Genomic DNA, 25,271 nt, shown 5'->3' on the forward strand with positions numbered 1-25,271 from the left:
CGTCGAGTATCCCACCCACAGGGCCTTCGGCCCCGTGCGCCTTTCTGGTTGCCGGAACAACCGGACAGGCGCACGAGGCCGGAGGCCCATTGCTTATATCGTGAGTGTGTGCTCATAATATGGGTGTACCTGTGACACCAGTCACTGCCCCGCCTCCTCGATAAGGACGCGCACATGTCAGACGTAGCAATCCTGATCAACACCACGGTCGCCGTTGCGGCGGTCGTTCTGATGATCGTGCGTTTCAAGTTCAACCCAGTGGTGTCACTGGTCGTCGGATCCGCCTACCTCGGACTCACGACGGGACTCGGCACGGCCGAAACGGTGGAAGTCATCAGCACCGGTTTCGGCGACATCATGGCCGAAGTGGGACTCCTGATCGCCTTCGGCGTCCTGATGGGCGCCATGTTGAAAGAAATGGGCGCGATCCAGCGCCTGGTCGGAACACTTCTGCGGGTGTTTGGACCGAAACGAATGCCCTATGCGATGTCGCTGACGATCGCGACGTTGCTGCAGTCCATCTTCCTCGACGTCCTGCTCGTCATCTCGGCGCCGCTCGCCCGCAACCTCGCACCGAAGGTCGGCCGGGTCGGAACCGCACGCATGGCCACCGCCCTCGCCATCGGCCTGGAGTGCGGCATCGTCCTCATGGTTCCCGGTGTCGGCGCCCTCGCCCTCGCCGGACTTCTCGGTGTGCCGCTCGGCAAGATGCTGATCTTCGGGCTGATCCTGGTGATCCCGACCGTCGCGATCTCCGTCGCGATCATGTCGTTCCTGTTCACCCGCGGTTGGTGGAACCCGGAGAAGGACGAGGAGCACTTCCATCAGACCGTCGTCGACGACGAAGAGGACGAGTGGACCGACGGCGGCAGCGGCGGGACCACCCCTCGGCCCGATGCCGGCGGTGGCGTCGCCCAGGCGCAACGCGCCGCGACCGTCACCACCGAGCGGACCGAACACGACCGGCCGCTGATCCTGCTCCTCGCTCCGCTGCTCGTCTCGCTCCTTCTCATCGCGACCGGCGCGATCCTGGACATCGCCGAGATCAGCAATCCGGTCGTCTCGTTCGTGTCGGAACCCCTCATCGCGTTGCTGATCGGACTGATCGGCACGAGCTTCGTCGGACGGTTCAGCGTCGGCCAGCACCGCATCCAGAAGGCGATCGCCAGTGGTTTCAGCGAGAGCGGCCAGATCCTCATCCTCACCGGCGTCGGCGGGTCACTCGCCGCGACCATCGCCGCGGTCGGCCTCGGCGACATCCTCGGCAAGTACTTCACCGCCAATCACGCGGCTCCGCTGCTGATGGTCTGGGTGGTCGCCGCTGTCCTGCACATCGCTGTCGGCTCGGTGACCATCTCCGCCATCACCGCCGCGGGCATCCTCGCACCCATCGCGCCCACCCTCGGCCTCGACCCCGTCCTCATCGCCCTCGCGGCCGGCGCCGGCTCCCTGTTCGCGGTGCATGTCACCAGCAACACGTTCTGGCTGCTGCAGTCCTTGATGGGTCAGACCACACGAGGCACGCTGAAGACGTGTTCGGTGGGAGTATCAGTGGCATCGGTCGTCGCAATACTGCTCGTCCTGCCCATGAGCCTCGTTCTCTGAGCGTCACAACCAGTTAAGGATCACCATGTTCTCCGACAACACCATTCGGCCACTCGACGGGGTGCGCGTACTCGAACTGGGTAACTACATCGCCGCTCCGACCGCGGGCCGGATGCTCGCCGACTTCGGGGCCGAGGTCATCAAGGTGGAGCGCCCGAAGACCGGCGACGAACTGCGCAACTGGCGGCTCTACTCCGGCGACACCTCGATGCTGTACCGCACGATCAACCGCAACAAGAAGTCGATCGTGCTGGACCTGCGCACCGAGGAAGGCCGGCAGCTCGTCCTCGACCTCGCCGCCAAGTGCGACATCCTGCTGGAGAACTTCCGGCCGGGAACCTTGGAGAAGTGGGGTATCGGACCGGACGCGTTGAACGCGGCCAATCCGGACCTGGTGATCACCCGCATCTCGGCGTTCGGGCAGACCGGGCCGATGTCGCAGCGGCCGGGATTCGCCGCGGTCGCGGAGGCCGCGGGCGGATTCCGTGAACTTGTCGGCGACCCGGACCGGCCACCGGTGCGGGTGGGGGTGTCGATCGGCGACTCGATCGCCGGCCTCTACGCGGCCTTCGGTGCGGTGATGGCCCTGTTCCAGCGCGAGGCCGCGAAGGTCGCCGGAACGCAGGGTCCGTCCCTGCCGCACCGGATCATCGACGTCGCGCTCAACGAATCGATCCTGTCGATGATGGAGTCGCTGATCCCCGACTACCTCGCGTACGGCATCAAACGCGAACGCGTTGGCGGCCGGATGGAGGGCATCGCCCCGTCGAACGCGTACATCTGCAGCGACGGCAACAGCATCATCATCGCCGGCAACGGTGACGCCATCTTCCAGCGCTACATGGACATCATCGGCCGCCCCGACCTCGGCGCCGACCCGGACCTGTCCACCAACGCCGGACGGTGGGCGCGCCGCGACGTACTCGACGCGGCGATCGGTGAGTGGACGATCCAGTACTCGCGCGACGAGGCGCTGAAGATCCTCGACACCGCCGGGGTGCCGTCGGGTCCGATCAACACCGCCGCCGACATCTGCAGCGACGAGCAGTACGCGGCCCGCAACATGATTCAGCAGTTCACCGTCGACACCGGTGAGGCCGAGCCGAAGCAGGTCGGGTTCCCCGGCATCGTCCCGGTGATCGGCGGGAAGTCGCTGCCCATCCGCAGCGTCGGTCCGGACCTCGGCGAGCACACCCGGGAGGTTCTCGAAACGCTGCTCGGTAAGACCCCGGAACAGATCGACTCCATCGTCAACGACACAGTAGGTGGCCTCTCATGACGCAGTCCTTCGAATCACGCACCCTGCTCCGCGACGTCACCCTGCGTGACGGATTACAGTTGACGGGCAAGATGCTGCCCACCGCCCGGAAGCTCGAGATCGCCCGGCGACTTCTCGAACTCGGCGTGCCCGCGCTCGAGATCGGGTCGATGGCCCGCCCCGACCTCGTCCCGCCGATGGCGAACACCGTCGAGGTGATCTCGGAACTGACCCCGGAGGAACTGGACCACTGCTGGGTGTGGGTGGCGACGCCCCGGCACGTGGAGAAGGCCGCCGCCGCCGGCGCACGCCATTTCCAGTACTGCTTCTCCGCCTCCGATTCCCACAACCAGGCGAACATCGGACGTTCCACCGAGGACAGCCTCGCCGCGATGCCCGCCGCGATCGAACTCGCACAGGAAGTCGGCGGCAGCATCCAGCTGTGCATCGCGACGTCGTTCACCTGCCCGTTCGAGGGCCGGGTGCCGGAGCAGCGGGTCATCGACATCGCCAACGATCCGCGCGCCCACGGCGCCGTCGACGTCGTCGTCTGCGACACCCTCGGCCAGGCCGTCCCTGCCGAGGTGTACTCGCTCGTCTCCCGGGTCCGGCTCGAAACCCCGCAGCGGGGCATCGTCTTCCACGGTCACGACACCTGGGGTCTGGGGGTCGCGAACAGTCTCGCCGCGGTCGCGGCAGGCGCGATGACCGTCGACGGCGCCCTCGGCGGACTCGGCGGCTGCCCGTTCGCACCCGGCGCCAGCGGCAACACCGCCAGCGAGGACCTGCTGTTCGCCACCCGCCCGGACTGGCTGAACCCCACCACGTTCGGATCCCTCGTGGAACTGTCCGAGAAGACTCTCGCCGAACTCGGTGAAGCCAACCGGTCCAAGGCCGCCCAGGGTGCGCGCTCCAATGCCACCGCGTTCGAGTGGGTCATCGGCGGCGGCCGATGAGCGCGGCCCGGTTCTACGTCACCACCCCGATCCCCGAACCCGCTCTCACGCTGCTGCGCGCCGCGGGAAGCGTCGAGGTCCCCGACGAGCTTCCGGACGCCGCCCGGCTGCGGGAGGTCTGCGTGTCCGGCGACTACGACGTGGTGGTGTCACAGCTACGCGACACGTTCGACGCCGACCTCCTGGCCGCCGCGAAGATCCGCGGGATCTCCAACTACGCGGTCGGGTTCAACAACGTCGACATCGGGGCGGCCACCGCGAACTCGATACTCGTCGGCAACACACCCGGTGTGCTCACCGACGCCACCGCCGACGTCGCGATGCTGCTGATCATGGCCACCGCCCGCCGCGCCTTGGAGGCCGACACGTTCGTCCGCGCCGGACGGTTCACCGGATGGGAACCGAACCTGCTTCTCGGTCAGGATGTTTCGGGCCGAACGCTCGGTCTCGCCGGGTTCGGGCGGATCGCGCGGGCGACCGCGAAACGGGCACTGGCCTTCGGGATGCAAGTGCTGTTCTGTCCGCGGCCGCCCGGCGACCGGCCGGTGCCGGACGCGGAACTCGGGGAGTTCGCCGGACTCGTCACCCACACCGATTGGGACACCCTCGTCACCACCAGCGACTACCTGTCGCTGCACGTGCCCCTCACCGCGCAGACCCGCCACCTGGTCGATGCGGGTGTGCTGGCGGCGATGAAGCCCTCCGCGATCCTGATCAACACGGCCCGCGGTCCCGTCGTCGACGAAGCCGCTCTCGTCGCCGCCCTGAAGTCCGGGGAGATCGCCGGGGCCGGACTGGACGTCTACGAGGACGAACCCGCGCTCGCCCCGGGACTCGCGGAACTGTCGAACACGGTCCTGCTCCCCCACCTCGGCAGCGCCACGGTGTCGGTGCGCGCCGAGATGGCGAGACTGTGCGCCGAGAACGCTGTGGCCATGGCACAGAACCGGATTCCCCCGCATCCGGTCAACCCGGAAGCCTGGAACTCATGACGGTTCTGATCGCCCCCGACAGTTTCAAGGGCACCTACACCGCCGGTGAGGTCGCCGACGCCGTCGCCGGCGGGGTCGAGTCGTCCGGCGGCACCGCGATCAGGCTGCCGGTCGCCGACGGCGGCGAGGGCACCCTCGACGTTCTCACCGTCCCCCTCGGACTGCGCCCGGTCACCACCCGGTCCCGCAACCCCTGGGGCAGCCCGTGCCGGCCGACGTACGGACTGTCCGACGACGGGACCGCGGTCATCGAGATCGCCGCCGCCTCCGGGATCACCACGCCGCACGACGGTCCCCGCGACCCGGTCACCGCCACCACGTACGGCACCGGGATGCTCGTCGCCGACGCCGCCCGGCGCGGTGCCCGGCGCATCGTCGTCGCGGCCGGCGGGTCCGCCACCACGGACGGCGGCACCGGGGCCATCGCCGCCATCGAGGCGGGCGGCGGACTCCGGGGCGCCTCCGTCACCGTGCTGACCGACGTCACCACCCGGTATGTCGACGCCGCCAGCGTGTTCGGACCGCAGAAGGGCGCCGACGCGGGCGCCGTGCAACTCCTCACGCGGCAACTCGAGGCGAAGGCGCGGGCCCTGCCCCGCGACCCGTCGAGTGTCGACGCGACCGGCGCGGCAGGCGGGTTCTCCGGCGGGATGTGGGCACGGTACGGCGCCGAATTACGCTCGGGCGCCGATTACATCCTCGACGTGATCGGCTTCGACACCCTGGCCGCGGGCGCGTCGGCGATCGTCGTCGGCGAAGGCAGGCTCGACGGACAGACGAAGGCGGGCAAGATCATCTCCGCGGTCCTCGCCCGCGCGGGCGCGTCCCCGGTGTACGCCGTCGTCGGCTCCGTCGGTGACGATCTCGGCGACTACCGGTCCCGGTTCGCCGACGTGATCGTCGCTACCGACGCCGTGGCCATGCACGAAGCCGGACGTGCGATTGCGGCGCGTCTCATGACGGGTAGCGGCCGCCCAGCGTCCGGGTGACCTGCTCGGCGCTGCCGACGAGCAGATCCACCCACTTCTCGCACTGTTCGAGCGGCATGCGCAGTGTCGGCCCGCTGATCGCCAGCGCACCGATCACGTCGGCGGACGAATCGAACACGGGCGCAGCCAAACCCGAGGCACTGTCCTCCCGCTCCCCCGCGGTGATGGCGTACCCGTCCGCCTTGGCCTGGTGGATCAGTTCGCGCAGCACCGCCGTGTCGGTGACGGTGCCCTCGGTCATCGGCTCAATGGGGCCGGCGAGGACCTGTTCGGTGAGGTCCGGGTTCCAGGCGAGCAGCACCCGGCCCGCCGATCCCGCGGGCAGGGGGACGATCTTCCCGACGTACATGTTGCGGCGCAGCGCGTGCTCGGTCTCCGCGATGGCCACGCACACGCGGTAGCCCTGCTCGACCCGGAAGAAGCTGGCGGTCTCGCCGGTGGCGTCGCGGATCTCCTTCAGTACCGGCGTGACGACAGCCAGGACGTCGAGTCCCTTGGTGGCTGTCGCGGCCCAGAACGCCATCTTCACGCCGATCCGGATCTGGTCGCCCGTGCGGTCGAGGAATTCCTGGGCCACCAGGTTGCTGACCAGCCGTTGGACCGTCGACGTCGGCAGACCCGTCGCCTGGTGGAGCTCACCCAGCGTCATCGACGGACGCGTCAGGCTGAAGGCATCGAGGATCTCCCTGATCTTGCTCAGCACCAGCAACGGTTGGTGCTTGGAGGTCAATTCGCCGTCTTCCGCTCGCATACCCTCGACGATAGTCGCCCTCACCAGCACGTGAGTGCCAACGGACGGCGGAACACACTTTGGCACTCACCTGGGGCGAATTGGGTGTCGCCACACGCGCGGGGATGTGGTAGTTATTGAAGATGCTCGAATTCGACTCGACGAAAGGCGCATGAGCGCCCACCGAGACACCTCTCCGACACAACGGTTCGGGGACTTCACCCGCGCGTTCGACGCGCTTCGCTCGCTCCCTTCACGATGCCGCGACCCGTCCACTCCCCACCGAACGCAGTTCGATCCCCTATTTGTGCTGCCCTACAACGACTTCGAGAAAGGAGGTACACATGAAGTTGGCTGAGGCACTGGCTGAACGCGGCGATCTGACGCGCCGGGTGGAGCACCTGAAGTCGCGCATCCTCACGAATGCACGACATCAAGAGGGCGAGTCGCCTGCCGAGGACGCCGCGGCGCTACTCGTCGAACTCGAGGAGGTCCTGGACCGCCTGGAGGTCCTCGTCCGAAGAATCAATCGGACGAATACCGCTGCGCCACTGGGCGACGCGACCATCACGGACGCACTGGCCCGCCGCGACATGCTGCGAATCCGGCACCGGGTGGTGTCCGCCGCCGCGGATGCCGCCTCCGGACGCGAGCAGGACCGATACGGCAGGCAACTCCGCTCCGAACTCGTCTTCGTCGCGGCATTGCCCGTCCGGGATCTCCGGCGGACGGCAGACGATCTCGCCCGGCAGATTCGGGAAATCGATCTGCAAGTGCAGAAGGAGAATTGGGAAGTCGAGTTGCTCGACTGAAGCAGGCTGGGTAGTAGGTAACCGTCTCGGAGGCGAGCACGCACCGCGGTCGGCGGCAATCCGGCCACTTCTCCTGCGCGGAGGGCAGCGCACCCCGGGCCCACCCGGATCACACTGCAGCCCTGCACACCGCACAGGTGACAGTGCACGACGCACAACTCATCACCGGGTGCTGATCCGAGACGGCGAGGGCGGGCAAGGGGCTACCCACACACGTGAGTGGCAGAGCGTGCCGAAGCACACTCTGCCACTCACGTCGGGATCAGCCGACCACGAGGTCCAACTCGTCGTCGGACACTCCGACCGCGATGCTGCCACCCTCGACGAGGACATCGTCGAGCAGCAGATCGGCGATCCGATCGTCGACGGCCCGCTGGATCGACCGGCGCAACGGACGCGCCCCGAACTCGGGCTGGTGTCCGTGCTCGGCAATCCAGTCCACCGCGGCCTCGCTGAACGAGATCTCGATGCCCTTGGACTGCAGCCGCTTCCGGCTGTCATCCAGCAGCAGGTCGGTGATCCGGTGCAGCTGAGCGGTGTCGAGCGTGCGGAAGATCACGATCTCGTCGATCCGGTTCAGGAACTCCGGACGCATCGACTCACGCAACCGGCCCATCACCCGATCCCGCAGCGGCTTCTCCGACGCCTCCGCGTCACCGGTGCTGAAGCCCAGCGCACCGGACTTGCTGGAGATGATGTCGGATCCCAGGTTGCTGGTCATGATCAGAACGGTGTTCTTGAAATCCACCGTCCTGCCCTGACCGTCCGTGAGCCGACCGTCGTCGAGCACCTGCAGCAGCGTGTTGAATACGTCCGGGTGCGCCTTCTCGATCTCGTCGAGCAGGATCACCGAATACGGGTTCCGGCGGACCTGCTCGGTGAGCTGTCCCGCCTCCCCGTATCCGACGTAGCCGGGAGGAGCACCGACGAGCCGGCTGACCGTGTGACGTTCACCGAACTCGCTCATGTCGAGTCGCAGCATCTTGTTCTCGTCACCGAACAGCGTGGCGGCCAGCGCCTTCGCGAGCTCCGTCTTGCCGACACCGGTCGGTCCGAGGAACAGGAAGCTGCCCACGGGTCGATCCGGATCGTTCATGCCGGTGCGGCTACGGCGCACCGCCCGGGCGATGGCCCGTACGGCGTCGTCCTGGCCGACGACACGACGATGCAGTTCGTCCTCGAGCCGGCGGAGGCGTTCCTTCTCCTCCTCGGTCATCTGGCTGGCCGGGATTCCGGTGGCCCGCGACACGACCTCGGCGATCTGCTCGGCAGTCACCTCGGGCGCGACGTCGGACGCACCGACCGCCTTCCCGTCGATCCGGGCCTGGACCTCCATGGCCTCGTCCCGCAGTCGCGAAGCCTTCTCGTACTGTTCGTCGGCGACGGCCTGCTCCTTGGCCTGTTCGAGTTCAGCGAGCTTCGCCCGCAGAGCCTCGACATCGACGCTCGGCATCCGTAGCCGCAACCGGGCTCCGGCCTGGTCGATCAGGTCGATCGCCTTGTCCGGCAGGAAGCGGTCACCGATGTAGCGGGCCGACAGCTCGACGGCCGCCGTGATCGCCTCGTCCGTGTAGCGGACGCCGTGGTGCTCCTCGTACCGGTCACGCAGACCGGACAGGATCGCCACCGCATCCGGGACACTCGGCTCCGCCACCGTCACCGGCTGGAAACGACGTTCGAGCGCAGGGTCCTTCTCGATGTGCTTGCGGTATTCGTCGAGCGTCGTCGCACCGACGATGTGCAGCTCACCGCGGGCGAGCTTCGGCTTGAGGATGTTGCCCGCATCCATCGCGCCGTCGGCGCCGCCACCGGCACCGGCGATGGAGTGGACCTCGTCGATGAAGACGATCAGCTCGTCCGAGTGGGCCGAGATCTCGTCGATCACCTTGTTCAGGCGTTCCTCGAAGTCGCCGCGGTACCGGGTGCCCGACACCATGCTGGACAGGTCGAGCTGGACGATGCGCTTTCCCGTCAGTCGGTCGGGCACCTCGCCGTCGACGATGCGCTGGGCCAGGCCCTCGACGACCGCCGTCTTGCCGACGCCGGCCTCACCGACCAGTACGGGGTTGTTCTTGGTGCGCCGCGACAGGATCTCGATGGTCTGCTCGATCTCGTCAGCGCGCCCGATCACCGGGTCGACTCCGCCGCCGCGTGCGCGTTCGGTGAGGTCGAAGCCGTACTGGTCGAGCGTGGGAGTCTCGGAGTTCGACGACTCCTCCACCGATCCACCCTGCACCGCGGTCTGCAGGCGCTCGGGGGTGATGCCCTCGGATGCGAGCAGGCGTCCGGCGGCGTGGTCCTGATCCGCGGCGAGCGCCAGGAAGAGGTGCTCGGGATCGATGTAGGTGGAACCGAGGGCGCGCGCGAGTTGGTGCGCCTCGAGCAGCGCCGTCTTCAGGGCGCCGCTCAGTGCGGGTGTTGCAAAGCCTGACGTGTCGCGGCTCTGGGGCAGACGCAGTTCGACGGCATCGGCGACGGCCGACGTGTCGGCGCCTGCGCGGCGCATCAGAGACGCGACGGGATCGTGTTCTGTCATGACGCGCAGAACGTGGAGTGCATCGAGTTCCGCATCGCCACGACCTGCGGCGAAGCGGGCAGCAGCAGCCATGAGCTCCTGGGTGGAGCGACTCATGAGCCGACTGATGTCGATGCGACCTGGGCCCTCCGGCCCGAAGAATGCTGGCATTCCTCAGCCTCCTATAAGTTGAGCGTTACTCACTCAACTAACGTGCCATGCCTGCGATCAATTCCCGACGGGGACGGATGTGAGCTCGATCACGAAGATCCGTGGTGGTTCCGACCCAGTCCAACGACGACAGGAACCCGGATCTTCCCGCTCACGGCAGGGCGCGTCCGAGAAAGTCGAGCACCCGGGTCGCCTGGTCGCCGGTGGGATCGAGATCGGGGCGGAAGTCGGCGACGCTGACGCCCACGAGTCGAGGTGACCGCGCAAGAGGCGCGACGACGTCGGCGAGTTGATCCCAGTCGAGGCCTCCCGGCTGGGGGTACGTCACCGCAGTGAGCGACTCGGGGTCGAGCACATCCAGGTCGAGGTGCAGCCAGACCCCGGTGCCTGTGCCGGCCAGCCATGCGGCAGCCTGCCGACCTGCAACGATGGGGTCACGCACGACGGTCGGCGCGTCGATGCGGCGCAGGTCGGATGGCAACCGGACCAGTTCGGCGGCGGACGCCGCGTCCAGGCCCTCGGTGCGATGACCGATCAGGACGGTGTCACCGGCGCTGACCATCGGGGGTGTCCCGGCCAGCGTGGTCAACGCCTCGGTGCCGACTCCGGTGAGTATCGCGAGCTCCATGTCCGCCGTCTCGCCCGTGTCCGAGGAGAGTCCGTCGAGATAATCCGGATGCCCGTCGACGAACCACAGTCCCGCCGAACCCAGGTGCCTGCGCAGCGCGGGAAAGATCCCGAGCAGGATGCTGCAATCGCCGCCGACCACCAGCGGTCGCCGCCGCGGCAGGTCCGTCATTGCGACCGCAAGATCGTCCGCCAACGCGTGCGCGGCCCGCACCGTCTCGGACAGTGCGATCACCCCCGTCGGTTCGTCCCGGTCGGTGCGATCGATCACGGTCGCGGCGTCGCCGACATCCCGGCCGACCATCGAAGACAGGCCGGCCTCCCGAAACGCGTGCGGCGCCGCTTGTTCGCCACGAGCCGAGCCGGAGCACTCCCACGGTGCGCCCAGCAGGAGCCAGCCGGCAGCGTCCATTCGGCCATGATCCACCAGGCCCTCCGCACCCGTGTGCCTTTTCGGTAGCGGGAACAACCGGAAAGGTGCACGGGCGCGAAGCGCCTAGTTCTACGCTGAACTGGTGGTGGCTCTCGTTCGAGCGGTCCGGCGGCTGGCTCTGGGACGCCCGCTGCGCAGTGACGACCTCGGGGAGCAGCTGCTGACCAAGCGTCTGGCGCTGCCGATCTTCGCCTCCGACCCTCTGTCGTCCGTGGCGTACGCGACGCAGGAGATCCTGCTGATCCTGTCCCTCGGCGGTCTCGCGTATTTCTATCTGACGCCGTATCTGGCGGTCGGGGTCGTCGTGCTTCTCGCCGTGGTCGCCCTGTCGTACCGCCAGGTGGTGTACGCCTACCCCAGCGGGGGCGGCTCGTACGAGGTGGCGACCAAGAACCTCGGTCCGTCCGCGGGTCTGACGGTGGCGTCGGCGCTGCTCATCGACTACGTCATGACGGTGGCGGTGTCGGTGTCGGCCGGCGTCGACAATCTCATCTCCGCCGTTCCCGCGCTGAACACGCACCGGGTGGCGCTGGCCGTGGCATTCGTCGTGCTGCTGACCGTGATGAACCTGCGCGGGATCCGGGAATCGGGGACCACCTTCGCCTTCCCGACATACGGGTTCATCGCCGGTGTGATGATCCTGATCGTGACGGGGTTCGTCCGCGTCGCGGCCGGCTCGACGCCCGTCGCCGAAAGTGCCGGGTACACCATCGAACCGGAGCTGTCCGGGCTGACCGGTCTGGCCCTCGTGTTCTTCGCGTTGCGCGCGTTCTCGTCGGGATGTACTGCACTGACGGGTGTCGAGGCGATCTCCAACGGAGTGCCCGCATTCCGTAAACCCAAGAGCGCCAACGCCGCGAAGACGCTCATGGCGATGGCGGCGACGGCCATCGTGATGTTCGCGGGAATCACCGCACTGGCCATCGTCACCAAGGTGCACGTCGCGGTGAACCCGTGCGATCTGATCGGGTTCGCCGGAAACTGCGAGACCGATCCACAGCGCACCGTCATCGCCCAGATCGCGGCGGCCGTGTTCGGCGGCACCACCAACTTCGGTTTCTTCTACGTCCAGGCCGCGACCGTGCTGATCCTCGTGCTCGCCGCGAACACCGCCTACAACGGTTTCCCGCTGCTCGCCTCGGTGCTCGGTCGCGACCGCTACCTCCCCGTCCAGCTCAACACCCGCGGCGACCGGCTGGCGTTCAGCAACGGCATCGTGCTCCTCGCCGTGACGGCCGGCGGATTGATCGTCCTGTTCGAGGCGTCCGTCACCCACCTCATCCAGCTGTACATCCTCGGCGTGTTCACCTCCTTCACCCTCAGCCAGGCGGGCATGGTCCGGCACTGGAACCGGGTGCTGGCAACCGAATCCGACTCCCGCGAACGTCGTCTCATCCACGGCCGGCGGGCCCTCAACGGCACCGGAGCCGTCCTCACCGGCACCGTCCTGATCATCGTCACGATCACGAAGTTCACCCAGGGCGCCTACCTCGTGGTCATCGCCATGCCGATCCTGTTCTTCCTGATGCGCGGGGTGCGGCGGCACTACGACCGGATCGCGGCTGTTCTCGTCGTCGACGAGGACAGCTTCACCCTCCCCTCCCAAGTGCACACCATCGTGCTGGTGTCCGTGCTCAACAAACCCACCGCCCGGGCCCTGGCCTACGCCCGCGCCACCCATCCGACGACGCTGGAGGCCGTCACCGTGCTGGGCGACAACACCGGAAAACTGCAGCGGGAGTGGGAGAAGTACGAGGTCCCGGTGCCGCTGAAGGTCCTCGAATCGCCCTACCGTGAAGTCACCCGGCCCATCGTGGGGTATGTGAAATCCGTCCGGAAGCGGATCCCGGACGGCGTCGTCACCATCTTCATCCCCGAGTACGTGGTCGGTCGCTGGTGGGAACACCTGCTGCACAACCAGAATGCGCTGCGCCTCAAAGGCAGGTTGCTGTTCACGTCCGGGGTGATGGTCACGAGCGTGCCGTGGCTGCTGGATTCGGCCACCCGGGTCGGGGCGCCGCTCGGCAAGCCCGCGCCGGGTGACATCCGGCGCGGCCTGCCCACCACTCCCGAGCTCAGCGGAAAGTCGACTTCAGGTACTCCGTGAGACCGTCGACCGCGACCGGACTCTGCCGGAACCCGAGGTAGCCGTCCGGGCGGACGACGAACGCGGCGGACCCCTCCGCGCCGTACGCGTGCGCGAACTCGCCGTCACGGTCCCGGACGAGGGGAAGCACTGTTTCCCCGACCTCGGCGGAAGGCGACGCGACGAGATACGTGTCGACGAGTCCCCGGGTCGCCGCGTGCACCGACGTCGCCGCGGCCTCGAGCAGTTCCAGCCCGCGCGCGTCGACCGATTCGTCGGCGTACAGCAGCAAGGTGTGGTTCCGTCCCGCGAGGAGTGTGAACAGCCTGATGGGAGACGCGACTGCGGCACGGGTCAGCCCGCGGGCGTCCGGCGCCCGGTTGCCGGGCGCGAGTGCCGCGTTCGACTCCGGTTGGGCGACGATCGGACTGTCCGCATAGTTGATGAGGAGTTGGGCCTCGCGCCGGATCACGTAGTCGGGATCCGACGACCCCGCCCCGATCCCCTCCCGGGCGCTGCGCACGGTGCGACCCACCACCTCCTCCCCGATGGGTCGCCGTTCGGCGTCGTAACTGTCCAGCAGATCGGGGGCCGCGGCACCGGACACGGCCAGCGCGACCTTCCACGCCAGGTTGTGCGCGTCCTGGATGCCGGTGTTCATGCCCTGCGCGCCGGTCGGCGGATGAATGTGTGCGGCGTCGCCCGCGACGAACACCCGCCCGCGCCCGTAGGAGTCGACGATGCGGTGGCTGATCCGGAAGATCGAGGACCAGCGGAGGTTCGACGCCCGCGTCGGCTCGGGCGACAGCCGATCGAGCACGGCCTGGATGTGGCTCAGCTCCGGTTTCGGTCCCGCTTCGAAACCGTGCGCGATCTTGTCGGCCGCCGGGGTGCCGGTGCCGGCGAGGTCGGGGGGCACCAGCATCGACATCCGGTAGCGGCGGCGCCCGGGCAGCGGAATGCACACGAGCAGATCATCGGTCTCGCCGTCCGTCTGATGCATCGACCGGATTCCGTAGCCGCGGGGCATCGACCAGTCGACTTCGACGTCGCCGAGCATGTACTGCTCGAGGAACGCACCGCCCTCGAAGGTGAGACCGAGGCCCTTGCGGACCACGCTGTGGGCGCCGTCGCAGCCGAAAAGGTACTGGGTTCGGACGGTTTCGTCGCCGTCCGCACCGGTGACCGTCGCGACGACGCCGTCGTCGTCCTGTTCGAATGCTGTCAGTTTGGTTCCTCGTTCGATCGTGGTGCCGAACGTGGCCAGGTAGTCGGTGAGGATGCGTTCGGTCTCGTACTGGGGCAGCCCGATGAATTCGAACGGGACGTCGGCGGGCAACGCCAACTCCAGACGGGCGACCTCGTCTCCGTTGACGTACACGATCTGCCCGCGCATCTGGATCGCCGCGTCCAGGATGTGCCGCAGCACACCCATGCTCTCGAACACCTCGAGGGTGCGGGGTTGGATCCCGACCGCCTTCGCGTACTGCGGTGGTTCGAGCAGGGGATCGATGATGCGGCAGGAGACACCTCGCCTGCGCAGTTCGATCGCCGCCGTCAGCCCCACGGGACCAGCTCCGACCACCAATACCTCGGGATGCACCACAAGACACCGCCTCGTCAGCAGGGACCGACCACCGACCAGTATGCGGGACCGTCGATGCACTTGACCGGCGTTCGGGCCAGACCCGGATCCGTCACGTTCGCGAGGTGTGGAGTCTCGGCCGGTGAACGGCTTCCCTGGCCACCAGTTCGATCGTCACGGCAACCGCACACGTCTGCGCGAGCAGCAGCCCGACGAGGACGAGGATCTGAACCGCCCCGGCCTGAACGGCGGAACCGCTTGCCAGCAGCACCCCGACGAACGCCCCCGGCAGGGTGACCAGCCCGACGGTCCGGGTCTGATCGAGTCCCGGGAGCAGCGCATCCGAGGCGGCAGACCGGACCACTTCCATGCGGGCATCCCGGACGCCGAGTCCGAGACTCAGCCCCGCCTCCACCTCACCCCACCGTTGTTCGACCGCATCGAGCGCGCGTCGCGCGGCAAGGGAGGTAGCCGTCATCGCACCACCGAGCACGATCCCGCCGACGGGAACGAGTGCGACACCTTCGAGCGGAACCACCCGGCTGACCAGCATCAACGGCAAGACGACTCCCACACCCGCCGCGAGCGACAGCGCCAGCCACGCGGCGGACCGCCCCGCTTTCGCGCGGCGAGCGGACGTTCCCACCGCCGCCGCGAACATCACCACGAGGACGAGGATCGACGACCACAGATGCGCGAGAGCCGCAGCCAGGATCAGGGACACCGCGGCGAGCTGGGCAGCACCTCGAATTGCCGCGGCAGGCACGACGAGTGGGCTGCCGAGGTGGGTGACGCGGTAGACCACGGCCGCGCACACGACCATCACGGTGCACAGCACAGCCAGTCCGACACCGGGATTCGCCAAGGACGTACTCACCCCGCTCAGTGTTCCTCACTTCCGGGCCGCGGGGATACCGAGAGTGACCGTTATCCCGACGAACCCTGGGCGGCGCGTGCGACCATGGAGAAGTCGACGCTCTACGCCCGATGACGCTGACCGGAGGCCGTGGCGATGGACGACCGGGCGAACACAGCGCACCCGCGGGTCGTGGTCGAGACCGACCACGGCCGGGCGAGCTACGGCGCGGGCAAGGCCGTCCGCATCGGCCGGGATCCGCAAATGGAGATCACGATCGTCGATCCCGTGGTGTCGCGCGAGCATGCACGGCTCACCTGGGACAAGGGATGGCAGCTCGTCGACTCCGACAGCAAGAACGGGATCTTCGTCGACGGGGAGCGCAGAGAAAAGGTTCCCGTCACGAACCCCGTCCTCGTCCGGCTGGGCGACGCGGCCGAGGGGCCGGTCGTGCGGATCTCGGTCGAAGATCCGGACGCGACGCGACAGGACGTGGGCGGTCGATGGGACGAGTCGACGATCGAGGTGGGGGCCTCGAGCGCCCCGCCCCCGACACCGCACGCGGCGGTCCCGACGGGATCGCTCACGGTGGGACGGTCACCCGACAACGACATCGTCGTCCGGGACGTGCTTGCCTCACGCCACCACGCGATCGTCCACAACGTGCCGTCCGGCCTCGAGATCGACGACCTGGGGAGCGTCAACGGCACGTTCGTCGGCGGCGCCCGGGTGTCGCGAGCGCAGCTGACCGAAGGTGACGTCGTCACGATCGGCAACACCGATCTCATCGTGAAGGAGGCCCGGCTCGTTCCGCGGCAGGCGGTGACTCCGACCGCGGGCGGGCTGCGGGTGGACGGCGTGGGGCTCACCATCGAGGGCGGGCGGCGGCTGCTCGAGGACGTCACGTTCAGGGCCCAGCCGGGGAGTCTCACCGCGGTGATCGGCCCCTCCGGCGCGGGAAAGACCACGGTGGCCACCATCATCTCCGGTTCGGAACGCCCCACCGAAGGTGTGGTCGAGTTCGAGGGACGCAGTGTGCACGCCGAATACCAGGTGCTCCGCTCCCGCATCGGGATGGTTCCCCAGGACGACGTCGTGCACCGGCAGCTGACCATCCGGCAGGCGCTCGGCTACGCCGCCGAGCTGAGGCTGCCGCCGGACACCACCCGGGCCGACCGTGAAGAGGTGATCGCGACGGTCCTCGACGAACTGCAATTGTCCGAACACGCCGACACGAGGGTCGACCGGCTGTCCGGCGGACAACGCAAACGCGCGTCCGTCGCAATGGAGTTGCTCACCGGCCCGTCCCTGCTCATCCTCGACGAACCGACCTCGGGTCTCGACCCCGCGCTCGACCGGCAGATCATGGCGACGTTGCGCCGCCTCGCCGATTCGGGCCGCGTCATCGTCATCGTCACGCATTCGCTGTCGTATCTCGAGATGTGCGATCAGGTGCTGCTCCTCGCACCGGGCGGCAAGACCGCCTACGTGGGCCCGCCGGACCGGGTCGGGGCCGCGCTGGGCAGCACCGACTGGGCCGACATCTTCGCCCGCGTCGTGGCCGACCCCGACGGAGCGTTCGCCGAGTACCGCGCCACCCGCCCCGCCGTGGAGGTGCCACCACCGAGCCCGCCCGGACCTCTCGGCAGTCCCGCGCACACGTCGCGGCGCAAGCAGCTGAGTACCGTCGTCCGCCGCCAGGCGCGGCTGATCCGAGCCGACCGGGGCTACCTGATCTTCCTGTCCCTTCTGCCGTTCGTGCTCGGCGGCCTGGCCGTGCTCGTGCCCGGCGACACCGGGTTCGGTCCGTCGGGCCTCGACGAATCCGGCGAACTCACCCAGATCCTGGTCGTGCTGATCCTCGGCGCCGCGTTCATGGGTTGCTCACTGACCATCCGCGATCTGGTCGGCGAGCGCATGATCTATCAACGCGAACGTGCCGCCGGGCTGCTGCCGTCCGCCTACTTGACGGCGAAGATCGTCGTATTCTGCGCCGCCGCGATCGTGCAGTCGGTGATCATGGTGCTGATCGTCTTCGTGGGCAAGGGTTTTCCGGGCCGGGGCAGCGTGATTCCCTCCGGTTCCGTCGAATTGATCGTGGACATCGCCGTCACCACCTGCTCGTGCGTCCTGGTCGGATTGGCGTTGTCGTCGGTGGCCCGCTCGAACGAGCAGGTGATGCCGATGCTGGTGGTCACGATCATGGTGCAGCTGGTGATGTGCGGAGGTTTGATCACGATCACCGGACGCGCCGTGCTCGAACAGGTGTCGTGGCTCTTCCCGTCCCGCTGGGGATTCGCGGCCGCCGCCTCGACGGTGGACCTGCGCACGAACGCCACGGGCACCGAGCCCGATACGCTCTGGCAGCACGCCCCATCGTGGTGGCTGCTCAACATCGCCATGCTGGTGCTCATCAGTTGCGTGCTCGCGGTCGTCACCTACAGCCGGCTCCGGCTGCGCCGTCCCCGCCGGCGCTGATCCGGCTGGTGCAAGTGTCTACTCGTCGCCTCCACCCTCCGGTGCCCCGACGTCGAAGACACTCATCAGCTGTGACAAGGTGCGGTAATAGCCGACCAGGACCACGAGTTCGAGCAGTGCCGAGTGACCGAGGCGGGCTTCGAATCGACGGAACTCCTCGTCTCCGAGGGTGTTGGCGCCCTCGAGCATATGCCGGCAGACGAGGTACGCAGCCTGTTCGGTGGCGTCTTCGGAACCGAACTCGCCACTCCGAAGTGCCGTCAGCTCTTCGTCGCTCAGCCCGACGGCGCGTCCGACCCGTTCGTGCGCGTAGCGTTCGAATTCGCACTCCGTTGCGGCCGCGACCGCGAGTATCGCGATTTCTCTGATCCGGGCGGTCATCGCCGTCCGATACCGCACCGCACTCCCGAGTTCCTGCAGCGCAGAGCCGAGTCCGGGCACGTGCAGCATCAACCCGAACGGCCCGTTGAGCCTGCCCTGGTCGTCGTGAAGCGCGAACAGCTGGTGCCCCTGTGCGCGCGGGCCCGTCACGATGCTGTCGTACAACGCCTTCTGCTCGACGTCCAGCTCGGCGGGAGTCAGGGACGCGATCCGTGAATCTGTCATGGAATTACCATCTTTCAACGATGTCGGCCCGGGGAGGCGCGATGACGAGACAGAGTATGCCGCGCCGGGGCCTGTTGTCCTCCGCCGACACCGAATATCACCCCGAACTGAAGCTATTCGCCCGATGGATTCCCTCCATATAGAACTGCCGATTCCCGAATACTCCCTGATCCGCCACCCTTGAGCCACGGGCCACATCGCCGAGTGGACCCGCGACCAGGCGAAGAGGTGACGTCAACGTGAGAACCCCGGTCGGGCAGCCCGCCCGATACGAGATCCAATCCTGCCCCGACATCGAGTTCGGGCGTCCCGGCGGGCACGTCCTCCGAGTCGATCTGACTCTGCCGATCGACGTTGCCGCCCCCGCCGTCGTCCTCTACCTGCACGGCGGTGGTTGGATGATCGGGTCGCGCAAGAGTCATGCCGCGCGGGCGGAGCGGCTCGCGCGGCACGGATTTGCCGTCGCGAGCATCGACTACCGCCCCTCCACCGCGGCTCCCCTCCCCGCCCAGATCATCGACATCGCGACCGCGCTCGAGTGGCTGAAAGGTCCCGGGCAAGCCTTCGGGGTCGACGCGACTCGTGTCGCTCTCTGGGGAGCGTCGGCGGGCGCCCATCTCGCGCTTCTGGCCACCACCGGTGCAGCGATCCCTCGGGCACCGCACGATCTGCCCGGTCCACCCGTGCAGGCCGTTGTCGGCTACTTCGGATGTTACGACCTCACCTCCCGGGGCGACCTCGACCGTCCGGACGCGGGCTCGCCGATACCGCACGAGATCCTCGAGCAGGACTGGCCGGCGGGGGTCCCCGCACCGCCGTCGTCTCGCTACCTGAGGGCCCGGTTGCTGGGGGGCGACGAGTCGACGGTGAGCGATCGTGAACTCGCCGCCATCAGCCCATTTGCGAAGGCACACGACATCCACGCGCCGGTCTTCCTGCTCCACGGAACACGCGACTCGGTCACGTCGGTGCAACAGAGCCGGCGGATGGCACAGGAACTTCGACGCCGCGGGGAGACGGTGCGCCTGCACCTGCTCGAGGGTGCCAATCACGAGGACCCCGCGTTCGACACGGAGGCCACGATCGCCGAAGTCGCCGCCTTCCTGCACGAACACCTGGAACGGTCCTGCCACACACCCTCACTTCCCGCCATGCCGTACAACAAGGAGATTGATTCGAAATGACCGCTCGAGTAGTAGTCGTCGGTGGCGGACCGTCAGGTCTGACGGTCGCAACCGAACTGGCCCGGGCCGGGGTGGACGTCGTCGTCCTCGAACGTCGAACACAGCCGGTGCAGTCGCGGGCCGGGACCATTCTGCCGAGAGTTCTCGAGCTACTCGATTCCCGGGGCCTTGCGCAGACGTTCATCGACAGGGCCGCGACCATTCGCTCCAACCCACTGATTCCCGTTCATATCTGGGCCGGGATGCAACCCGTGGAATGGCGCCACCTCGAATCGAGGTTCGGGTTTCGGCTGGTTCTTCCCCAGAATCACACCGAGGAACTGTTGCTCGAGGAAGCGCTCCGTCTCGGAGTCGTCGTCAAGCACGGCGTGACTGTCGAATCCGTCGTCCAGCAGTCCACCGCCGTGACCGTGACCGCGGCGGCCGAGGACGGACCCGTGAGCCTGTCGGCCGACTATCTGGTGGGCGCCGACGGTGGGCGAAGTGTCGTGCGGTCGCAGCTCGGTCTCGGTTTCGAGGGACACGGGCCGACATTCACCGGAATCGTGGCAGATCTGAGAATGGACAGGCCCTGGCCCGAAGCACGGCGGATGATCGACAACGACAAGGGCTGGGTCACCTCGTTTCCCTTCGGCGAGAACGAGTCCATCACCCGGTTCAACATCGTGCATGCCGAGCGCAGGCACGCCCCGGCGGCGGAGCCGGTAACGGCCGACGAGGTCCGCCGATGCCTCACCGACGTTCTGGAGAAGGACCTGCCGTTCGACGATCTGGTGTGGGCGTCTCGTTTCACCGATTCGCTCAGAATCGCAACGAAGTTCCAGCAGGGTCGAGTATTCCTCGTCGGTGAATCGGCCCGCATCCACTATCCTGCCAGCGGCGTCGGGATGAACTTCTGCATCCAGGACGCGTTCAACCTCGGTTGGAAACTCGCCGCGGTCATCAACGAACACGCAGGGCCGGCGCTCCTGGCAACCTATGAGGCCGAACGCCGCCCGGTGGCGGAGGCGCTGCTGAGAAGTGTCGCAGCGCAGTGTTCGGTCCAGTTCGACTTCACGCCGGAGGGGGTGGCGTTCAAGCGGATGTTCGAGCGCGAACTGTTGCCCATTCCGGAGGTCAATCGTCGAATCGGACTCGAACTCAACGGGCTGTCCTTTCCCTACCCTGCTGATTCGCGCCAGCATCCGATGGTCGGATACCGCTGTCCTGATCTGGATCTCGTCACCGGGAGCGGTCCGACGAGGATGGGTGAGATGCTGCGCGACCACGCTCTCGTCCTCATCGACGCCACCGGGGCGGGCACCTACGCGGACCTCGCCCTGCAGGGCGCGCCGGTCCGCGCACACAGCGGCCACATCGTTCTCGCACCCAGCGGACTCGAAGACGTCAAGAGCCTGCTGGTCAGGCCCGACGGGTACATCGCCTGGGCCTGCGCCGACGCCCCCGCGCGGGAGGATGCCCAGCTGGCGATCAAGCGGTGTCTCGCCGTCGAATGAGGTGTCCGGGAGGGTCGCATCGGGTGTATCCGAGGCGACCCTCCCACGCCGAGGTCGGCACTCAGGCGAGTGACTTGGCGAGTTGCGCTCTGAGCCAGCGGTGTTCGGGATCCGCGTTGTACATCGGGTGCCACCACAGCGCATGGTTCAGTGGGGCGAGAGTCAAGGGGAAGTCGACCGGCCGAATTCCCATTCCACCGCTCATCCGGGCCGCCAATCGCTCCGGCAGAAGGGCGATACGATCGGTGTGGGCGACGAAATACGGTAGGGCCAGATAGTTTTCGCCGACAACCTGCACGTACGGTTCGACTCCCTGCGCCCTGACCTGATGCAGCGGTGTCGTCGCGGCATGGGGATGCGTCTGAAACACAGCCCACGGGTACTCGGTGAGCTGGTCCAACCGTATTGCGTCCCCGACGTGCTCGTTGTCCTCGGCCACCACGCAGACCCACCGGTCGGAGAAGAGGTCGACCGAGGGCAGGTCGCTGACGAAGCCACGGGGCACGACCAGGGCATCGGCGGTGCGGAGACTGTCCGATGCACGATCGACGATCTCCGGTCGCAACTGCACGAAGTTGATGCGCAGGTGCGGAGCCTGCGACAGCAGGTCGCGGGTGATGGTGTCTCCGACAGCGGCGAGCATGTAGTCGGACATGATCAGGGTGAACTCGCGGCTGGACCGTTCGATCTCGATGCCCGGCTCGGCGTCGAGCACTCGATCGACTGCCGAGATCGCCACCGTCGTGCGCTCGACCAGGCTGCGGGCGAGCGGCGTGAGTTGATACGCGTTGCCCACCCGAGCGAGCAGCGGGTCGCCGAAGTACCTCCGAAGCCGCGCGAGCGCGGCACTCATCGCCGGTTGGCTCAGACCGACTTCAATCGCCGCTCGGCTCACGCTTCGCTCGCGCAGGAGCGCGTCCAAGGACACGATGAGGTTGAGGTCCAGCTTGGCGCGATGGCCGGAGATCCGCTGTATCGAGCTCATGGATACAAACTATAAGCGACCCGGCATTCCCAAATAACCGCGGGAAAATGAGACTGAGGGCAGTCAATCTGCCTCTCTCCGAACAGGACACTCATGGACCCGAGTCATGCCCGACCACACCGCACACTCCTCCGGGGAGCAACGGTCGTCAGCGTCGATCCGGCGATCGGAAACTTCGACCGGGCCGACATCCTGATCAGCGACGATCTGATCGCAGAAATCGACTCGCGGATCGACGTCGGACCGGACGTCGAGGTCGTCGACGTCGACGGAATGATCGCGCTCCCCGGATTCGTCGACACTCACCGCCACACCTGGCAGAGCGTCATGCGGCACGGATACGCCGAACTCGACCCCCTCCGATACTTCGACGACATGCTCAGGGGAATCGGCGCGGCGTACGAACCCGAGGACGTCAGGGTCGGAAACCTCCTCGGCGCGGTTTCGGCGCTGAGCGCCGGGACGACCACCCTCCTCGATTGGTCCCACATCCAGAATTCAGCCGAGCATTCCGACGCTGCGGTCACCGGTCTGCGTGAGGCCGGCATCCGTGCCGTCTTCGGTCACGGATGGCCGCTGCTCGACGACGGGCGGTGGACCGAGAACAGCACGCTCACCCATCCGGCCGACATCGAACGGCTGCAAAAGGAGCACTTCTCCGACCCGGGCGGACTCGTGACGTTGGCGATGGCGGCCCGGGGCCCCGAGATGGCGGCGCCCGGGGTGTGGCAGGCCGACCTCGCCCTCGCGCGTGACCTGGGCATCCGCACGTCGGTGCATGCCGGTGCGTACGCGCACAACGAACCGGTCCACGCCGTGGCGCAGTACGGCGAGGCGGGTCTGCTCGCCGACGACCTGACATTCGTGCACTGCTGCCGCTCCTCCGACGCCGAACTCGAGATGATCGCCGAGACAGGTGCAACCGTGTCGATCGGCGTGCACTGCGAGCTCAACTCGCAAGGCATCGGCGACATCCCCCTCGACCGCATGCTCGCCGCCGGCGTACGACCGAGCCTCAGCGGGGACACCGAAACCAAATGCAGCGGAGACATGTTCACGCAGATGCGAATGCTCTTCGGCCACCACCGGTCGTGGATGGGGGGTGGTCACAGCTCCGTCGCGGCCGATCAAGCGCAGCTGCTCCTGCACGATGTGCTCGCTTTCGCCACCATCGAGGGGGCGAGAGCGATCGGGCAGGGCGATCGCATCGGCTCACTCACTCCCGGTAAGCAGGCCGACATCATCCTGGTGCGTGCAACGGACCTGAATGTGGCGCCCGTGCTCGATCCGGTGGCGTCCGCGGTTCTCGCCGCTCACGAGGGCAATGTCGATTCGGTGCTTGTCGGGGGACGATTCGTCAAACGCGCCGGAGCGATGCTCGGGTGTGACCCGTCCACTCTCGTGAACTCGGCGGCGGCATCACAGCGACGGATTCTGGGGAGACGCGCCGCCCGATTGCACTCGCATGGGCGGGACACCCCTCCGAACAGGACGTATTCGCCATACGAATTCCCTCCATCACGAGTTACCGCTTCCCGGATAACCCGAGAACAGGAACAGTGATGGTCATCACCACCGCAACAAAGGAGCAAGGCATTGACCATGTCACGCGGGGACGAATTCCGGCGCGGGTGGCCGACTCTGTCAGCGGCCGCCGTGGGTGTCGGCACCGGGGTCTCCGGGCTCGCCATCTACTCGGCGGGTCTGTTCACCAGCGATCTCGGTAGGGAGATCGGCCTCAGCGCTGCGATGTACGGGCTGTCCATCACCTTGCTGACCTTCGGGATGGCACTCGCCGCCCCCGTCGTCGGGTACGCCGTCGACAAGTTCGGAGTCAAGGTGCCGACGATTGCCGGAGCACTGTGTCTGGCAACCGGATTCGCCGCACTGGGAACGGTCGTGCACTCCGTGCCGGCCTACATGACAGCGATGGCGTTGATCGGATTCTTCGGTGCGAGTTCCGGACCGATTGCCTTCACCCGAGCAGTGAGCAGCTGGTTCGACCGCGCCAGAGGCCTCGCACTCGGCATCACGATGATGGGAATGGGACTCTCCGGCGCCATCATTCCGGTCGCCATCGGCCGCGTCATCGAACTCGAAGGATGGCGACTCGGCTACCTCACGTTGGCCTGCATCGCGCTTGCCGGAACCCTCCCCACCCTCTTCCTCCTGAAGGTCGCACCCCGAAGCAGAAGTACGCAGGGCACGCCCGGCCGGCCGGCCGACGACGGCGACGACTTCGCCACCATCCGCAGGAACCCCCTCTACTGGCGACTGATTCTCACCTTCGGTCTGATGTCGGTCGCCTTCACCGGCCTCGTCCCGTACCTCGTCCCCATGCTTCGGCAGTACGGGATGAGCGTCGGCGGCGCGGCATCGATCGCTTCGATCATGGGACTCGCGGTCATTCTGAGCCGACTGGTGATCGGACTGCTCATCGACATCCTCCGGCCGACCGCGGTCGCAGCCTCGCTCTGCCTTCTGTGCGCCACCGGCGTCGTGCTGTTCGCAGTCGGCGGAGTCGGATTCGCCCCCGTCCTGGCCTTTACGCTGGGATGCATGCTCGGAGCCGAGCTGGATATGGTGGGCTACTTCACCTCCCGGTACTTCGGACTCGCCGCCTTCGGAAAGGCCTATGCGGGCCCCTACATGGCGTTCGTCCTCGGCGGCGGCATCGCGCCCTTGTGGGTCGGTGCCGTGGTGGACCGAACAGGAAGCTACACCGCAGTCCTCTACGTCGTCGCGGCGCTGACGGTGCTGTGCGCCGTGGCCTTCGTTGCCCTGCCGTCCCCGCGGGGACCGAGGCGGGTCACTCCCGACCCTTCCGAAACGAAGCCCACACCCGCCTCCGTCAACGCAGACCTCTGACCACACACAACAGATAACGCTCCAGGAGAACCTCGTTTC

The 25,271-nt window shown here is 67.3% G+C and carries 19 protein-coding genes; 12 read left to right on the top strand and 7 right to left on the bottom strand.

The window, feature by feature from the left end; translation table 11 throughout:
- The first annotated feature begins 174 nt into the window (after nucleotides 1–174).
- Genes WKC72_RS35920 through WKC72_RS35940 form a run of 5 tightly spaced genes read left to right on the top strand, consistent with a single transcriptional unit; the run spans nucleotide 175 to nucleotide 5,800 of the window.
- Nucleotides 175–1,605 (top strand): GntP family permease, encoded by a 1,431-nt coding sequence (locus WKC72_RS35920; RefSeq protein ID WP_370181150.1) that lies wholly within the window; start codon nucleotides 175–177, stop codon nucleotides 1,603–1,605.
- A gap of 25 nt (nucleotides 1,606–1,630) precedes the next feature.
- Nucleotides 1,631–2,884 (top strand): CaiB/BaiF CoA transferase family protein, encoded by a 1,254-nt coding sequence (locus tag WKC72_RS35925; RefSeq protein ID WP_370181151.1) that lies wholly within the window; start codon nucleotides 1,631–1,633, stop codon nucleotides 2,882–2,884.
- Nucleotides 2,881–3,819, top strand: a complete 939-nt coding sequence (locus WKC72_RS35930; protein WP_112301182.1) for a hydroxymethylglutaryl-CoA lyase — start codon at nucleotides 2,881–2,883, stop codon at nucleotides 3,817–3,819. The genes WKC72_RS35925 and WKC72_RS35930 overlap by 4 nt, the downstream gene beginning before the upstream one ends.
- Complete coding sequence (locus WKC72_RS35935) at nucleotides 3,816–4,811, top strand: 2-hydroxyacid dehydrogenase (protein WP_370181152.1); 996 nt, start codon at nucleotides 3,816–3,818, stop codon at nucleotides 4,809–4,811. Before WKC72_RS35930 ends, WKC72_RS35935 begins: the two co-directional genes overlap by 4 nt.
- A complete protein-coding gene (locus WKC72_RS35940) occupies nucleotides 4,808–5,800 on the top strand; it encodes a glycerate kinase (RefSeq protein ID WP_370181153.1) in 993 nt (330 codons plus the stop codon). Before WKC72_RS35935 ends, WKC72_RS35940 begins: the two co-directional genes overlap by 4 nt.
- Here the strand turns inward: WKC72_RS35940 and WKC72_RS35945 are convergent.
- Nucleotides 5,766–6,551 (bottom strand): IclR family transcriptional regulator, encoded by a 786-nt coding sequence (locus WKC72_RS35945; protein ID WP_037230440.1) that lies wholly within the window; start codon nucleotides 6,549–6,551, stop codon nucleotides 5,766–5,768. The two genes, WKC72_RS35940 and WKC72_RS35945, sit on opposite strands and share 35 nt — an antisense overlap.
- Nucleotides 6,552–6,874: 323 nt before the next feature.
- On the opposite strand from WKC72_RS35945, the gene WKC72_RS35950 reads away from it, so the two are divergent.
- Nucleotides 6,875–7,342, top strand: a complete 468-nt coding sequence (locus WKC72_RS35950) for a DIP1984 family protein (protein WP_112301185.1) — start codon at nucleotides 6,875–6,877, stop codon at nucleotides 7,340–7,342.
- Nucleotides 7,343–7,604: 262 nt separating this feature from the next.
- Here WKC72_RS35950 and WKC72_RS35955 read toward each other — a convergent pair whose 3' ends face one another.
- On the bottom strand, nucleotides 7,605–10,028 hold the full coding sequence (locus WKC72_RS35955; RefSeq protein ID WP_370181154.1) for an ATP-dependent Clp protease ATP-binding subunit: 2,424 nt from the start codon (nucleotides 10,026–10,028) through the stop codon (nucleotides 7,605–7,607).
- Nucleotides 10,029–10,179: 151 nt separating this feature from the next.
- Complete coding sequence (locus tag WKC72_RS35960) at nucleotides 10,180–11,067, bottom strand: arginase family protein (protein ID WP_370181155.1); 888 nt, start codon at nucleotides 11,065–11,067, stop codon at nucleotides 10,180–10,182.
- 103 nt (nucleotides 11,068–11,170) lie between these two features.
- Here WKC72_RS35960 and WKC72_RS35965 point away from each other — a divergent pair, with 103 nt between their 5' ends.
- A complete protein-coding gene (locus tag WKC72_RS35965; protein ID WP_037230446.1) occupies nucleotides 11,171–13,195 on the top strand; it encodes an APC family permease in 2,025 nt (674 codons plus the stop codon).
- On the opposite strand, the gene WKC72_RS35970 is transcribed toward WKC72_RS35965, so the two are convergent.
- Both WKC72_RS35970 and WKC72_RS35975 read right to left on the bottom strand, forming a co-directional pair.
- Nucleotides 13,164–14,780 (bottom strand): FAD-dependent monooxygenase, encoded by a 1,617-nt coding sequence (locus WKC72_RS35970; RefSeq protein ID WP_112301189.1) that lies wholly within the window; start codon nucleotides 14,778–14,780, stop codon nucleotides 13,164–13,166. The two genes, WKC72_RS35965 and WKC72_RS35970, sit on opposite strands and share 32 nt — an antisense overlap.
- 91 nt (nucleotides 14,781–14,871) lie before the next feature.
- The gene (locus tag WKC72_RS35975; protein ID WP_037230453.1) at nucleotides 14,872–15,636 is read right to left on the bottom strand and encodes an ABC transporter permease; all 765 of its coding nucleotides are present in this window, start codon (nucleotides 15,634–15,636) and stop codon (nucleotides 14,872–14,874) included.
- A 135-nt stretch (nucleotides 15,637–15,771) separates the two neighbouring features.
- Between WKC72_RS35975 and WKC72_RS35980 the strand changes: the two genes are divergently transcribed.
- Nucleotides 15,772–18,093 carry an FHA domain-containing protein gene (locus WKC72_RS35980; protein ID WP_370181156.1) on the top strand — a complete coding sequence of 774 codons (2,322 nt, stop codon included), beginning with the start codon at nucleotides 15,772–15,774 and terminating at the stop codon, nucleotides 18,091–18,093.
- An 18-nt stretch (nucleotides 18,094–18,111) separates the two neighbouring features.
- On the opposite strand, the gene WKC72_RS35985 is transcribed toward WKC72_RS35980, so the two are convergent.
- Nucleotides 18,112–18,699, bottom strand: coding sequence for a carboxymuconolactone decarboxylase family protein (locus tag WKC72_RS35985; RefSeq protein ID WP_370181157.1), 588 nt, complete (start codon nucleotides 18,697–18,699; stop codon nucleotides 18,112–18,114).
- Nucleotides 18,700–18,938: 239 nt separating this feature from the next.
- Between WKC72_RS35985 and WKC72_RS35990 the strand changes: the two genes are divergently transcribed.
- Nucleotides 18,939–19,883, top strand: a complete 945-nt coding sequence (locus WKC72_RS35990) for an alpha/beta hydrolase (protein ID WP_370181159.1) — start codon at nucleotides 18,939–18,941, stop codon at nucleotides 19,881–19,883.
- On the top strand, nucleotides 19,880–21,379 hold the full coding sequence (locus tag WKC72_RS35995; protein WP_370181160.1) for an FAD-dependent oxidoreductase: 1,500 nt from the start codon (nucleotides 19,880–19,882) through the stop codon (nucleotides 21,377–21,379). The genes WKC72_RS35990 and WKC72_RS35995 overlap by 4 nt, the downstream gene beginning before the upstream one ends.
- A gap of 61 nt (nucleotides 21,380–21,440) precedes the next feature.
- Here WKC72_RS35995 and WKC72_RS36000 read toward each other — a convergent pair whose 3' ends face one another.
- Nucleotides 21,441–22,364, bottom strand: a complete 924-nt coding sequence (locus WKC72_RS36000) for a LysR family transcriptional regulator (protein ID WP_370181161.1) — start codon at nucleotides 22,362–22,364, stop codon at nucleotides 21,441–21,443.
- 93 nt (nucleotides 22,365–22,457) lie between these two features.
- Between WKC72_RS36000 and WKC72_RS36005 the strand changes: the two genes are divergently transcribed.
- Nucleotides 22,458–23,927, top strand: coding sequence for an amidohydrolase family protein (locus WKC72_RS36005; RefSeq protein ID WP_370181162.1), 1,470 nt, complete (start codon nucleotides 22,458–22,460; stop codon nucleotides 23,925–23,927).
- Nucleotides 23,928–23,966: 39 nt separating this feature from the next.
- Entirely contained in the window at nucleotides 23,967–25,232 is a 1,266-nt protein-coding gene (locus tag WKC72_RS36010) for a CynX/NimT family MFS transporter (RefSeq protein ID WP_112301195.1), read from the top strand.
- Nucleotides 25,233–25,271: the final 39 nt, after the last annotated feature.

The organism is Rhodococcus wratislaviensis (genome assembly GCF_041228765.1).
Classification (GTDB): Bacteria; Actinomycetota; Actinomycetes; order Mycobacteriales; family Mycobacteriaceae; genus Rhodococcus_F; species Rhodococcus_F wratislaviensis.